This is a genomic window from Pseudomonas sp. P39-UII1, from assembly GCF_039672635.1.
Taxonomy (GTDB): Bacteria; Pseudomonadota; Gammaproteobacteria; order Pseudomonadales; family Pseudomonadaceae; genus Aquipseudomonas.
Genome location: NZ_JBDFPP010000009.1, coordinates 162,598 through 175,939, shown reverse-complemented (window position 1 = coordinate 175,939; position 13,342 = coordinate 162,598). Strand labels below are relative to the sequence as shown.

Sequence of the window (13,342 nt, the reverse complement as noted above, 5' to 3'; positions counted from 1 at the left end):
CGATTGCGAACGGAAATGCTAACAGCCTGAAAAGAAACGAATTTATACCCAAAAGTAATTTGCTTAGTCGTTTATGGAATAACAAGTTGTCGCAGATAGCAATGCACACGACGTTTACAACTTTATGAGCGTCGCTGTGGCGTCCCGCTTGGCTGAGACATTGGTCTAGTTTTTCCCGATCATTTCAGGAGATTCGCACATGACGTTCGCTCCGAAAGCCTTGGCCGTCGCTTTGTCGCTGCTGTTCAGTATCGAAACCTGGTCGACCGAACTTACCCATTGGCCTGCCGAGGCGGCCAAGCAGCTCGACACGATGATTGCCGCCAATGCCAACCAGGGTCACTACGCGGTGTTCGACATGGACAACACCAGCTACCGCTACGACCTTGAGGAAGCGCTGCTGCCGTTCATGGAAAACAAAGGGCTGCTGAGCCGGGACAAGCTTGACCCGTCGCTGAAGCTGATTCCATTCAAGGACACCGCGGAGCACAAGGAGAGTCTGTTCAGTTATTACTACCGCCTGTGCGAAGTCGACGACATGGTCTGCTACCCGTGGGTTGCCCAGGTTTTTTCGGGCTTTACCCTCAAAGAACTCAAAGTTCAGGTCGATGAGCTGATGGCTTCCACCAGGCCAATCCCCACCACCTACTCAGAAGGGGATCAGGTCAAACCGATCGAAGTGCAGCCACCCAAGGTCTTCACCGGCCAGACCGAGCTGTTCAACAAGCTGATGGAGAACGGCATCGAGGTCTACGTGATCTCTGCTGCCTCCGAAGAGTTGGTGCGGATGGTCGCCTCGGACCCCAAATACGGCTACAACGTGAAGCCTGAGAACGTGATCGGCGTCAGCCTGCTGCTCAAGGACCGCGCCAGCGGCCAGTTGACCACGGCACGCAAGCAGATCACTGCAGGGCATTACGATGCCAAGGCCAACGAAGGCCTGGAGCTGACCCCTTACCTGTGGACCCCGGCGACCTGGATGGCGGGCAAGCAAGCGGCAATCCTCACCTACATCGATGAATGGAAAAAACCCGTGCTGGTTGGCGGCGACACCCCGACCAGCGATGGCTATATGCAATTCCATGGTGTGGATGTGGGCAAGGGCGGCATCCACCTGTGGATAAACCGCAAGGCCAAGTACATGGACCAGTTGAACGGGATGATCGCCAAGAACGCAGCGGCCCAGGCGAAGGAAGGGTTGCCGGTGACGGCCGACAAGAACTGGGTGATCGTGACGCCGGAGCAGATTCAGTAGGCCGTTTGCCGCCTGTAGCGGCGCCATCGCCGGCAAGCCGGCTCCCACAGCTAATCACAGTATTTGAAGGCTGTGGAGTACCTGTAGGAGCCGGCTTGCCGGCGATAGGGCCGGAACAGGCATAAAAAAACCGGCGCTCAGGGCGCCGGTTCTTCATTCACACCAGAAGTGCCTCACAGCCCTTCGAGCATCGCCTTGTTACGCACAGCACCCTTGTCGGCACTGGTCGCCAGCAGCGCGTAGGCCTTCAGTGCGGTGGTCACCTTGCGCGGGCGCACTTCGGCCGGTTTCCAGCCTTTTTTGTCCTGCTCGGCACGGCGCGCAGCCAGCTCTTCGTCGCTGACCTGCAGGTTGATCGAGCGGTTAGGGATATCGATCAACACCTTGTCGCCGTCGCGCACCAGGCCGATGGCGCCGCCGGCAGCGGCTTCCGGCGAAGCGTGGCCGATCGACAGGCCGGAAGTACCGCCCGAGAAGCGGCCGTCGGTGAGCAGGGCGCAGGCTTTGCCCAGGCCTTTGGATTTCAGGTACGACGTCGGGTAGAGCATCTCCTGCATGCCCGGGCCGCCCTTCGGGCCTTCATAACGGATGATGACGATGTCGCCAGCTTTGACTTCGTCGGCGAGGATGCCGCGCACAGCGCTGTCCTGGCTTTCGAAGATCTTCGCGTTGCCTTCGAACACGTGGATCGACTCATCCACACCGGCGGTTTTCACCACGCAGCCGTCGAGGGCAATGTTGCCGTACAGCACGGCCAGGCCGCCTTCTTGCGAATAGGCGTGCTCGAAGCTGCGGATGCAGCCGTTTTCACGGTCGTCGTCGAGGGTTTCCCAACGGGTCGACTGGCTGAAGGCCGTCTGGGTCGGGATGCCCGCCGGGCCTGCCTTGAAGAAGGTGTGCACGGCTTCGTCATCGGTCTGGGTGATGTCCCACTTGGCGATGGCTTCTTCCATGCTGGCGCTGTGCACGGTCGGCAGGTCGGTGTGCAACAGGCCGCCACGGGCCAGCGAGCCGAGGATGCTGAAGATGCCGCCGGCGCGGTGGACGTCTTCCATGTGGTACTTCTGGATGTTCGGCGCCACTTTGCACAGCTGCGGCACCTTGCGCGACAGGCGGTCGATGTCACGCAGGTCGAATGCCACCTCGCCTTCCTGGGCTGCGGCCAGCAGGTGCAGGATGGTGTTGGTCGAACCGCCCATGGCGATGTCGAGCATCATGGCGTTTTCGAACGCCTTGAAGTTGGCGATGCTGCGCGGCAGTACCGACTCGTCGTTCTCGCCGTAGTAGCGCTTGCACAGCTCGACGATGGTGCGGCCGGCAGTAAGGAACAGCTGCTCACGGTCGGCGTGGGTGGCCAGGGTCGAACCGTTGCCCGGCAGGGCCAGGCCCAGTGCTTCGGTCAGGCAGTTCATCGAGTTGGCGGTGAACATGCCCGAGCAGGAACCGCACGTCGGGCAGGCGCTGCGCTCGTACTCGGCTACCTTCTCGTCGGACGCCGTGGAGTCGGCGGCGATCACCATTGCGTCGACCAGGTCCAGGCCGTGGCTGGCCAGCTTGGTCTTGCCGGCTTCCATCGGGCCGCCGGAGACGAAAATTACCGGAATGTTCAGCCGCAGGGCGGCCATCAGCATGCCGGGGGTGATCTTGTCGCAGTTGGAAATGCACACGATGGCGTCGGCGCAGTGCGCGTTGACCATGTATTCCACGGCGTCGGCGATGATTTCGCGGCTGGGCAGGGAATACAGCATGCCGTCATGGCCCATGGCGATGCCGTCGTCGACCGCAATGGTGTTGAATTCCTTGGCCACGCCACCGGCGCGTTCGATTTCGCGGGCAACCAGCTGGCCCAGGTCCTTCAGGTGCACGTGCCCCGGGACGAACTGGGTGAACGAGTTGGCGATGGCGATGATCGGTTTCTTGAAATCGTCGTCCTTCATGCCGGTGGCGCGCCACAGGGCACGGGCGCCGGCCATGTTGCGGCCGTGGGTGGAAGTCTTGGAACGGTAATCAGGCATGAAGCACTCCTGGCGGCTTGATCAGGTCACAAAAAAGGGAAGTGAGCTTCTCTTGTCCTATGCGCCTTAGGCCGGTTGCCACTGGCACGGATGGGGCCGAAAACATCACGGGATCGCCGTGTGCTCGACCAGAGCTCATAAACCCGCCGGGGATGACTGGCGATGAATAGCCCGATTCTACACCGCTGGCGCGGCGAGGGAATGGCGATGTGTCTGGGCGGTGGCTTGGCCGCATGGCCGGTAGTGTGTAGGACGGTTCTGAAACGCTGTGCCAGGGGCTGACCTGCAGGCCCAAGCCTGACTATGATCCGCCCGCCGCATGTGCGGCTTCACGAGATACCACCTCAATGGACCTTCCCAGTTTCAGTTCATACCGAACTCGCAAATTGGCACTGAGCGCGCCGCCGCCAGGGCTTCCGAAGGCTTGAGCCCGCGTGGCTGAGGTTTGCGGGTGCCTGCGTCGGCGCCTGGAGAACTTCATGCAACATCTGTCCGACACCCTCGTTTCCCCACTCGACCTGCGCCAGGCTGCCCAGGCGCGACGCGACGATTTTCTTCACCCTGAAGGCTACCCCGAAGGCACGGCGGGTTACCTGATGACCAGCGAGTATTCCTGCCTGGACGCCGGCCTCAGCGCCAGCCAGGCCATCGACATGCTGCGCCGCGAGGCCGCCGATGCCGAAACCATCTATCAATCCTACGTGCTCGACGGGCAGCGCAACCTGCTGGGTACGCTGTCCCTGCGCGAGCTGATCCTGGCCGCGCCGGATGCCCCGATCGAGCAGATCATGGTGCACAAGGTCATCTGCGTCTGTACCTCGACGCGCCAGGAGGAGGTGGCCCGGTTGATCCGCAAGCATGATCTGTTGGCCGTGCCGGTGCTGGACGAAGCCGGGCGGCTGGTGGGCCTGGTGACCTGCGACGATGCACTCGACGTGGTCGTCGAGGAGGCTACCGAGGACTTCCACAAGGGCGCATCCATTACCAACCACGTCGGCAACCTCAGGCATGCCACTGTCAGCCTGCTGTACCGCAAGCGGGTGTTGTGGCTGGTGCTGCTGGTGTTCGGCAATTTGTTCTCGGGGGCCGGGATAGCGGCATTCGAGGACACCATCGCTGCGCACATCGTGCTGGTGTTCTTCCTGCCGCTGCTGGTGGATAGCGGCGGTAATGCCGGGGCGCAGTCGGCCACCTTGATGGTGCGGGGGTTGGCGACGGGCGAGGTGGTCATGCGTGACTGGCTGCGCATGCTGGGGCGTGAATGCGGCGTGGCGCTGGCGCTGGGCGGCACCATGGCGGTGGCAGTGGCATCGCTGGGTGCGCTGCGAGGCGGGGCGGACATTGCAGTGATCGTTGCCAGCAGCATGCTGGTGATCGTGTTGCTGGGCAGCCTGATTGGCATGAGCCTGCCGTTCATGTTCACCAAGCTCAAGCTCGACCCGGCGACGGCCAGCGGGCCGCTGGTGACCTCGATCGCCGACGCGGCGGGGGTGCTGGTGTACTTCGCGATCGCTTCGTACGTGCTGGATATCTGAGATGGCCCTGGGGCTGCACGGCAGCCCAGGGTTCGCTGATCAGCTGTTGGGCAGCAACCGGCAGGTGATGCTCTTGATGTAGCGGGTTTCGGCGATCGCCGGGTGTACCGGGTGGTCCGGGCCCTGACCACCGCGCTCGAGCAACTGCAGGTTGCGGTCCAGGTGGCGGGCGCTGGTCAGCAGGATGTTGTTCAGGTCGTCCTCAGGCAGGTGCATGGAGCACGAGGCGCTGACCAGGATGCCGTCCTTGGTCAGCATGCGCATGGCCTGTTCGTTGAGACGACGGTAGGCCGCTTCACCGTTTTTCAGGTCTTTCTTGCGCTTGATGAACGCGGGTGGGTCGGCAATGATCACGTCGAAGCGCTCTTCGGCGGCCTTCAGCTCGCGCAGCGCCTCGAACACGTCGCCTTCGATGCAGGTCACTCTTTCGCTGATGCCGTTGAGCGTGGCGTTGCGCTCGACGCCGTCCAGGGCAAAGCCCGAAGCATCCACGCAGAACACTTCGCTGGCGCCGAAAGCGCCGGCCTGCACGCCCCAGCCACCGATGTAGCTGAACAGGTCGAGCACACGCTTGCCCTTGACGTAGGGTGCCAGGCGCGCACGGTTCATGCGGTGGTCATAGAACCAGCCGGTTTTCTGCCCTTCGCGCACCGGGGCTTCGAACTTGACGCCGTTCTCTTCCAGCGCGACCCAGTCCGGCACTTCGCCATAGACGGTTTCGACATAGCGCGGCAGGCCTTCGGCATCCCGCGCGGCGGAGTCGTTCTTGAACAGGATGCCGCTCGGCTTGAGGACTTGGACCAGGGCGGCGATCACGTCGTCCTTGTGCAGTTCCATGGTGGCCGAGGCCAGCTGGACCACGAGAATGTCGAAGAAACGGTCGACCACCAGGCCCGGCAGCAGGTCGGAGTCGCCGTAGACCAGGCGGTAGCACGGCTTGTCGAACAGGCGCTCACGCAGCGACAGTGCGACGTTGAGGCGGTGCACCAGCAGCGACTTGTCCAGCGGCAGCTTGATGTCGCGCGACAGCAGGCGGGCGCAGATCAGGTTGTTCGGGCTCAGGGCCACGATACCCAGCGGCTTGCCGTTGGCAGCCTCGAGAACCGCCTGTTGACCGGCCTGGAAGCCTTGCAGCGGGGTCGCGGTAACATCGACTTCATTGCTGTAGACCCACAGGTGGCCGGCGCGCAGGCGGCGGTCGGCATTGGCTTTGAGGCGAAGGCTGGGCAGGGACATGACGTCGCTCCGGGAAAAAAGAGCGGGAGTATAGCGTGTTGGCCTGTGGATCGGTGCAGGGCACGACAAAGTGCTGGCACCTGCGCTGGCAAGCGCGCGCTCACAGGGACTGCAGCACAGCCCCTGGGTTAGAATCCCCGGTCCCCAACGAGTGTGTACGCATGTCCCAAGAACTCAGCGCCGAACAGATCCAGCAAGCCTTGCAAGGCATTACCATTCCGCCGCAGCCGCAGATCATGGTCGACCTGCAGTTCGAGCAGTACATGCCCGACCCGGACCTGGAAACCATCGCCAAGCTGATTTCCCAAGACCCGGGCCTGTCCGGTGCACTGCTCAAGTTGGTCAACTCGCCGCATTTCGGCCTGGCCAACAAGATCGGCTCGATCCAGCGCGCAGTAAACCTGCTGGGCAGCCGCTCGATCATCAACCTGATCAATGCCCAGTCGATCAAGGGCGAGATGAGCGACGAGACCATCGTCACCCTCAACCGCTTTTGGGACACCGCTCAGGATGTGGCCATGACCTGCCTTACGCTGGCCAAGCGCACCGGCCTGCAGGCGGCGGACGAGGCCTACACGCTGGGGCTGTTCCATGACTGTGGCGTGCCGCTGATGCTCAAGCGCTTCCCCAATTACATGGAGGTGCTGGAAGCGGCCTACGCCAAGGCCGACGCGGATACCCGTGTGGTCGATACCGAGAACCGCACCTTCAACACTAACCATTCGGTGGTCGGCTACTTCACAGCCAAGTCCTGGCGCCTGCCGGAGCACATCAGCTCGGCCATTGCCAACCACCACAACGCCTTGGCGGTGTTCCGCGAGGAATCGTCGCGCAACGCCCAGAGCCAACTAAAGCACCTGCTTGCGGTGCTGAAGATGGCCGAACACATCTGTGCGTCGTACCGGGTGTTGGGCAACCAGGGCGTCGACCACGAATGGAACGCAGTCGGCCCACTGGTACTCGACTATATCGGTTTGTCGGAGTACGACTTCGAGAACCTCAAACAGAACATTCGCGAACTGGGCGGGCATTGATTCATGCCGGAATTACCTGAAGTCGAAACGACCCGGCGCGGTATCGCGCCGCATCTGCAAGGCCAGCGCGTCAGCCGTGTGGTGGTGCGTGACCGGCGCTTGCGCTGGCCGATCCCGGAAGACCTGGATATCCGGTTGTCCGGGCAGCGGATCGTCAGCGTCGAGCGGCGCGCAAAGTACCTGCTGATCAATGCCGAGGTGGGTACCTTGATCAGCCACCTGGGGATGTCGGGCAACCTGCGCCTGGTGGAACTCGGGGTGCCAGCGGCCAAGCATGAGCACGTCGACATCGAACTGGAGTCGGGGTTGATGCTGCGCTACACCGACCCGCGCCGCTTTGGCGCCATGCTCTGGAGCCTCGACCCGCTCAACCACGAGTTGCTGTTGCGCCTGGGGCCAGAGCCGCTGACCGACCTGTTCGACGGTGAGCGCCTGTTCCAGCTGTCACGCGGGCGTTCGATGGCGGTCAAGCCGTTCATCATGGATAACGCGGTGGTGGTGGGGGTGGGCAACATCTACGCGACCGAGGCCTTGTTTGCCGCCGGTATCGACCCGCGCCGGGAAGCGGGCGGCATTTCGCGGGCGCGTTACCTGAAGCTGGCCATCGAAATAAAGCGCGTGCTGGCAGCCGCCATCGAGCAGGGCGGCACCACCTTGCGCGACTTTATTGGCGGCGACGGGCAGCCGGGGTACTTCCAGCAGGAACTGTTCGTGTACGGCCGCGGCGGGATGCCGTGCAAGTTATGCGGGACGACCTTGCGCGAAGTGAAGCTGGGCCAGCGGGCCAGCGTCTATTGCCCGCGCTGCCAGCGCTGAAGCAACCGGCCCTGTCGTCGGCAAGCCGGTGACAGGGCCATCGCAAGCCAGAAGGGCTCAGTCCTTACCGGTAATCCGGCGGTACTTGGCCATCAGCTGTTCTTCGCTTTCCGGGTGCGCTTCATCCAGTGGGATGCAGTCGACCGGGCAGACCTGCTGGCATTGCGGCTCGTCATAGTGACCAACGCACTGGGTGCACAGGTTAGGGTCGATCACGTAGATCTCTTCGCCTTGGGAGATAGCCTCGTTCGGGCACTCGGGTTCGCAGACGTCGCAGTTGATGCAATCGTCGGTGATGATCAGGGACATGGGGACTCCGGCCGGGGCTCTCGGCCCGGGCATGTTCAACGCAATGGGCACAATTGTGCCGCATTCGCGCCCGCAGTGCACGCGGGCGCGATAATCAGCAGTCTGGCTTACTTCTTGAAGCGTTCAGTCAGTGCTTCAGCCACCACCGGGTGGACAAACTTGGTGATGTCGCCCCCCAACGCAGCAATTTCCCGGACCAGGGTCGAGGAAATGAACGAATAACGCTCCGACGGCGTAAGGAAGAGGCTTTCGACGTCGGGCGCCAGTTGCCGGTTCATGTTCGCCAGCTGGAACTCGTATTCGAAGTCGGACACCGCGCGCAGGCCACGAAGGAAGACGTTGGCGCCCTGTTCCTTGGCGAAATGCGCCAGCAGCGAAGAGAAGCCGATGACTTCGACATTGGGCAGGTGCTTGGTGACCTCACGGGCCAGCGCTACCCGTTGTTCCAGCGGGAACAGGGGGTTTTTCTTCGGGCTGGCCGCCACTGCGATGATCACGTGGTCGAACAACCGCGAGGCGCGCTCGACCAGGTCGCCATGGCCTTTGGTAATGGGGTCGAAAGTACCCGGGTACAACACTCGGTTCATCGCGTCATCCTGGCTTGGAGTGCGTTGGGGAGTCGGATGTTAGCGCAGCGATAGCGCCCGGCCAAGTCATGCGGCCAGCTGATGGCACTATAGACAGCGCGGGCATTTGTTGTCATGCACTGTGTGCCAGCCGTGCGAGCAGGGCGTCGGTGAGCCCGGCGCGGATGGTTGCCCCGGCCTCAGCGGATGAACAATTTGTAGACAAGGCGCTGCAAGGCCTTGCCGTACGGGGGGTAGATCAACCGGGCTGCATTCAGGCGCTGCTTGGCCAGCACCGCCTTGGCTTTGCTGAAGGTCAGAAAACCGTCGTGGCCGTGGTAGTGGCCCATGCCGGAGGGGCCGATGCCGCCGAATGGCAGGTCGTCCTGGGCCACCTGCAGCAAGGTGTCATTCAGGCAAACGCCGCCGGAGTGGCTGTGTTGCAGCACCTGGTCCTGCTCGGCGCGGTCGTAGCCGAAGTAATACAGGGCCAGTGGGCGTGGGCGCTGATTGACGTAGTCCAGGGCGCCATCGAGGCTGTCGTAGGGCACTACGGGCAGCAGCGGGCCGAAGATCTCGTCCTGCATTACCAGCATGCCATCGTTCACCTCCAGCAGCAGCTGCGGCGGCAGGCGCCGGCCCTGACGGGCTTCGTCGGGGTACAGGTCGATGACTTGCGCGCCTTTGTCGCGGGCGTCGTCCAGCAGGTGCTGCAAGCGCTGTAGCTGCCTCGGGTTGATGATGGCGCTGTAGTCGGGGTTGTCGGCGATGCGCGGATATAGACGGCGCACGGCATTGCGATAGGCATCGCAGAAGGCGCCCAGCCGCGCGCGGGGCACCAGCACGTAGTCAGGGGCGACGCAGGTCTGGCCGGCGTTCAGGGCCTTGCCGAAGGCGATGCGTTCGGCGGCGCTGGCCAGCGGCACGCTGGCCGACACGATGGCCGGCGACTTGCCGCCCAGCTCCAGGGTCACCGGTGTGAGATTTTGCGCTGCAGCCAGCATGACCTGGCGGCCGACGCTGGTGGCGCCGGTGAACAGCAGGTGATCGAAGGGCAGCCTGGCGAACGCCTGGCCGACCTCCACCTCGCCCAGCACCACACTGACCAGGTCATCCGGGAACACTCGCTCAAGCAGCGCTTTCAGCGCCAGGCCGGTGGCGGGCGTGGACTCGCTGAGCTTGAGCATGACCCGGTTGCCAGCGGCCAAGGCGCAAGTCAGCGGGCCGATGGCGAGAAACAGCGGGTAGTTCCACGGCACGACGATGCCAACCACGCCCAACGGCTGATACAGCACGCGCGCGCTGGCGGGCTGGAAGGCCAGGCCGACGGTACGCCTGGCCGGGCGCATCCAGCGTCGCAGGTGGCGCTCGGCGTGGCGAATGCCCTGCACCGCGGGCAGCAGTTCGGCCAGCAGTGTTTCGTCGGCGCTGCGGCCAGCGAAATCCGCATCAATCGCCTCGATCAGCCGCTGCTGATCTGCCAGCAAGGCCTCGCGCAGGGTTGCCAACCACTGCCGGCGTTGCGCTGCTGGCGGCATGGGGTTGCCTGCAAAGGCCTTGCGCTGCGTGGCGAACATGGCCGCCAGTTCGCTGTCGGAATGCATGAGAGGCAGGGCGGTGGGCGAGGTCACGGACGCTCCCTGAGTGGGCTGAGTATACCTCGAGCCTATACGCTAACTAGCACGATGGTGCGACTTTTTCACCTGTGCGAACCGTGCATCCAGGCCGCTTTACGCCGTAAGATGGGCTATTACCGCAAGCCTGCAGACTGGGAGCTGAGCATGGCCCCGCGCATGAAAACCCGAGAGCGCATCGTGCAGAACAGCCTGGAGCTGTTCAACCAGCAGGGCGAACGTAGCGTCAGTACCAACCACATTGCCGCGCACATGGAAATTTCGCCTGGCAACCTGTACTACCACTTCCCCAACAAGCAGGCGATCATCGCCGTTTTGTTCAACCAGTACGAAGAACTGGTGGACAGCTTTCTGCGCCCACCGCAAGGCCGCGCGGCCACGGTCGAAGACAAGCGTTTCTACCTCAAGGCGCTGCTTGCGGCGATGTGGAACTACCGCTTCCTGCACCGCGACCTTGAGCACCTGCTCGACAGCGACGCCGAGCTGGCCGCCCGTTACCGGCGTTTTTCCGAACGTTGCCTGCACCAAGGTCAGGCGATCTACCGCGGCTTCATCGAAGCCGGGATCCTGGCCATGGCGCCTGCGCAGATCGAATCGCTGACCATCAATGCCTGGATCGTCCTGACCTCGTGGGTGCGTTTTCTCAGCACCACCCGCGAGCATTCCGCCCATTTGGGTGAAGAAGCCTTCAAGCGCGGCGTCTATCAGGTACTGGTGCTGGAGCTCGGCTTCGTCACCGCCAAGGCCCGCAGTGCCGTGGATGCGCTGTGCCAGGAATTCCATGTTCCGTTCAACCAGGCCCTGGAGCAATAGCCCAGGGCCTTCGTGCCATCGATCAGGAGACTGTCATGCCCCTTGCGCAATTGATCACCCCGCAGCAGCTGGCCGAGCGTCTGAACTCGCCCAAGTTGGTGATCCTCGATTGTCGTTTTGCCCTGGAAGACGTGGATTACGGCCAACGCAGCTATGCCGAGGGGCATATCGCCGGGGCGCACTTTGCCGACCTGGAGCGTGATCTGAGTGGCCCGGTAAGCAAGGGCAGAACGGGGCGGCACCCGCTGCCTGATCCGCATGACCTGGTCGAGCGCCTGCGTGATTGGGGGGTGGATAACGACAGCGAAGTGGTGCTTTACGATGACGGTCCCGGTGCATTTGCGGCGCGTGCCTGGTGGCTGCTGGCCTGGCTGGGCAAGCGCAGCGGCGTGGCTATCCTCGACGGCGGCCTCAAGGCCTGGCACGCCGCGCACCTGCCATTGAGCCTGGATGCGCCAGCACGGCGTGAAGGCTCGTTCAGCGGCGAACCGGACGCAAAGTTGCTGATCGACGGCGAACACTTGGCCAAGCAGCTGGGCAAAGCGGAAATGACCCTGATCGATGCGCGCGCCTTGCCGCGATTCCGTGGCGAAGTAGAGCCGATCGACCCCGTGGCGGGGCATATTCCCGGGGCCCAATGTGCAGTGTTTACCGACAACCTTGGCCCCGATGGGCGCTTCTTGCCGGCGGACCAGTTGAAGCGACGCTTTGCCGAGAAGCTGGCGGGGCGGGCGCCGGAGCAGCTGGTGTCTTACTGCGGGTCTGGAGTGACGGCTTGCCATAACCTGTTCGCGTTGGCGCTGGCAGGGTACCCGTTGGGCAAGCTGTATGCCGGGTCGTGGAGTGAGTGGATCAACAACCCCGCGCATGGCGTGGCCACCGGCGAGTAGCAGCTCGATTGCTCAAGGAGCGTGCCGGGGAGCCGGTTCACTACCGGCCCTCGACCAACCACCGCGGAATACGCCGCTCCAGGTAATACCCCGGGTTGCGCAGGCTGCCATCGACAAAGCCCACATGGCCGCCGTGGCTATGCAGTTCTAGGCGGGTCTGTGGGGCTAGTTCCCGGGCGGTAGGCAGGCTATGGCGGGCGACGAACGGGTCATCGCTGGAGTGGATGATCAGCGTGGGTGTGCGGTTCTGGCCGAGGAAGAAATGGCTCGATGAGCGGCGATAGTAATCGTGCACGTCGCGAAAGCCGTTCAGCGGCGCAGTAACCTTGCCATCGAAGTCCCAGAACGTGCGTAAGCGGGTCAGCGGCCCCAGGCGAGTGAGCGCCTCCAGCCTTTCATGCTGACCGTTGGCGTGGAAGTGCCGTTGTTTGAGTTGCACATACGCCAGCATCTCGCGCATGAAGTGCGCCTGGTACACCTTGGAGAATCCTTGACCGATACGGTCTGCGCAGTGGTCCAGGCGAAACGGCACCGATACTGCCACCGCCGCCTCAAGTTGGCTGGCGACCCCAGTCTCGCCCAGGTACTTCAACAGTACATTGCCACCCAGCGAATAACCCACCGCGTACAACGGCGCCAATGGGCGCTGGGCGCGCAGGTGGGTGATGATCTCAGCCAGGTCTTCGCTGGCCCCGGAGTGGTAACTGCGCGCCAGCAGGTTCGGTTCCCCCGAGCAGCCGCGCCAGTTCACTGCGACGCTGGCCCATCCACGGTGCTGTAACGCCTGTTGCAGGCCTTTGACGTAAGGCGAATGCGAGGAACCGGTCAGACCGTGCAGCACCAGCACCAGCGGTGCATCCGGCTGGTGCGGCCCATGCCAGTCGAGGTCAAGGAAATCGCCATCGGCCAGCCACAAGCGCTCCCGGTTGCGCTGCAGTGCCGGCAGCTTGCGCCACAGTGGCCCCCACAGCGTTTGCAGATGGGGGTTGGAAAGGCCGACGGCCGGACGGAAAGGGGCGCTGGTGCTGGGCATGCTGGGCGACTCGTGATGTGCCAGCCTAGAGTGCCATGAAACAGCGCCCTTGTGCATTGCCGCCAAGCCGAGCGATCACTCGAGAATATTGGCCGGCTGCCAGTTTGCTGCTGCCCTCGAAAATCAAATGCTCCAGAAGGTGGGACAGGTTGCTGTGGCCCGCAGGCTCATGGCTGAAACCCACGTGATACCAGAGTTGCACGGCG

The 13,342-nt window shown here is 63.1% G+C and carries 12 protein-coding genes and 1 pseudogene; 6 read left to right on the top strand and 7 right to left on the bottom strand.

Going from position 1 to position 13,342, the window contains the following annotated elements:
* Nucleotides 1-199 precede the first annotated feature (199 nt).
* Nucleotides 200-1,255 (top strand): haloacid dehalogenase-like hydrolase, encoded by a 1,056-nt coding sequence (locus ABEH27_RS14235; RefSeq protein WP_346614189.1) that lies wholly within the window; start codon nt 200-202, stop codon nt 1,253-1,255.
* Nucleotides 1,256-1,428: 173 nt separating this feature from the next.
* Here the strand turns inward: ABEH27_RS14235 and ilvD are convergent, their stop codons facing one another.
* A complete protein-coding gene (ilvD, locus tag ABEH27_RS14230; protein ID WP_346614188.1) occupies nt 1,429-3,270 on the bottom strand; it encodes a dihydroxy-acid dehydratase in 1,842 nt (613 codons plus the stop codon).
* A gap of 479 nt (nt 3,271-3,749) precedes the next feature.
* Here ilvD and mgtE point away from each other — a divergent pair, with 479 nt between their 5' ends.
* Nucleotides 3,750-4,805 (top strand): magnesium transporter, encoded by a 1,056-nt coding sequence (gene mgtE / locus ABEH27_RS14225; RefSeq protein ID WP_346614187.1) that lies wholly within the window; start codon nt 3,750-3,752, stop codon nt 4,803-4,805.
* A gap of 39 nt (nt 4,806-4,844) precedes the next feature.
* On the opposite strand, the gene ABEH27_RS14220 is transcribed toward mgtE, so the two are convergent.
* Nucleotides 4,845-6,041, bottom strand: coding sequence for a class I SAM-dependent rRNA methyltransferase (locus tag ABEH27_RS14220; protein ID WP_346614186.1), 1,197 nt, complete (start codon nt 6,039-6,041; stop codon nt 4,845-4,847).
* Between the two features lie 215 nt (nt 6,042-6,256).
* On the opposite strand from ABEH27_RS14220, the gene ABEH27_RS14215 reads away from it, so the two are divergent.
* Both ABEH27_RS14215 and mutM read left to right on the top strand, forming a co-directional pair.
* A complete protein-coding gene (locus tag ABEH27_RS14215; RefSeq protein ID WP_346614224.1) occupies nt 6,257-7,075 on the top strand; it encodes an HDOD domain-containing protein in 819 nt (272 codons plus the stop codon).
* 3 nt (nt 7,076-7,078) lie between these two features.
* Entirely contained in the window at nt 7,079-7,891 is an 813-nt protein-coding gene (gene mutM / locus ABEH27_RS14210; RefSeq protein ID WP_346614185.1) for a bifunctional DNA-formamidopyrimidine glycosylase/DNA-(apurinic or apyrimidinic site) lyase, read from the top strand.
* Nucleotides 7,892-7,948: 57 nt separating this feature from the next.
* On the opposite strand, the gene ABEH27_RS14205 is transcribed toward mutM, so the two are convergent.
* From ABEH27_RS14205 to ABEH27_RS14195, 3 genes are all read right to left on the bottom strand, one after another.
* A complete protein-coding gene (locus ABEH27_RS14205; protein WP_016502084.1) occupies nt 7,949-8,200 on the bottom strand; it encodes a YfhL family 4Fe-4S dicluster ferredoxin in 252 nt (83 codons plus the stop codon).
* 107 nt (nt 8,201-8,307) lie between these two features.
* On the bottom strand, nt 8,308-8,787 hold the full coding sequence (gene coaD / locus ABEH27_RS14200) for a pantetheine-phosphate adenylyltransferase (RefSeq protein ID WP_119146559.1): 480 nt from the start codon (nt 8,785-8,787) through the stop codon (nt 8,308-8,310).
* Between the two features lie 179 nt (nt 8,788-8,966).
* A complete protein-coding gene (locus ABEH27_RS14195; RefSeq protein WP_346614184.1) occupies nt 8,967-10,397 on the bottom strand; it encodes a coniferyl aldehyde dehydrogenase in 1,431 nt (476 codons plus the stop codon).
* 150 nt (nt 10,398-10,547) lie between these two features.
* On the opposite strand from ABEH27_RS14195, the gene ABEH27_RS14190 reads away from it, so the two are divergent.
* Together ABEH27_RS14190 and ABEH27_RS14185 are read left to right on the top strand one after the other, a co-directional pair.
* The gene (locus tag ABEH27_RS14190) at nt 10,548-11,213 is read left to right on the top strand and encodes a TetR/AcrR family transcriptional regulator (RefSeq protein WP_346614183.1); all 666 of its coding nucleotides are present in this window, start codon (nt 10,548-10,550) and stop codon (nt 11,211-11,213) included.
* A gap of 35 nt (nt 11,214-11,248) precedes the next feature.
* Complete coding sequence (locus ABEH27_RS14185; protein WP_346614182.1) at nt 11,249-12,103, top strand: sulfurtransferase; 855 nt, start codon at nt 11,249-11,251, stop codon at nt 12,101-12,103.
* Nucleotides 12,104-12,143: 40 nt separating this feature from the next.
* On the opposite strand, the gene ABEH27_RS14180 is transcribed toward ABEH27_RS14185, so the two are convergent.
* The gene (locus ABEH27_RS14180; protein WP_346614181.1) at nt 12,144-13,136 is read right to left on the bottom strand and encodes a hydrolase; all 993 of its coding nucleotides are present in this window, start codon (nt 13,134-13,136) and stop codon (nt 12,144-12,146) included.
* A 55-nt stretch (nt 13,137-13,191) separates the two neighbouring features.
* A pseudogene (locus ABEH27_RS14175) lies at nt 13,192-13,341 on the bottom strand (insulinase family protein); the annotation flags it as partial.
* Between the last annotated feature and the right edge of the window lies 1 nt (nt 13,342).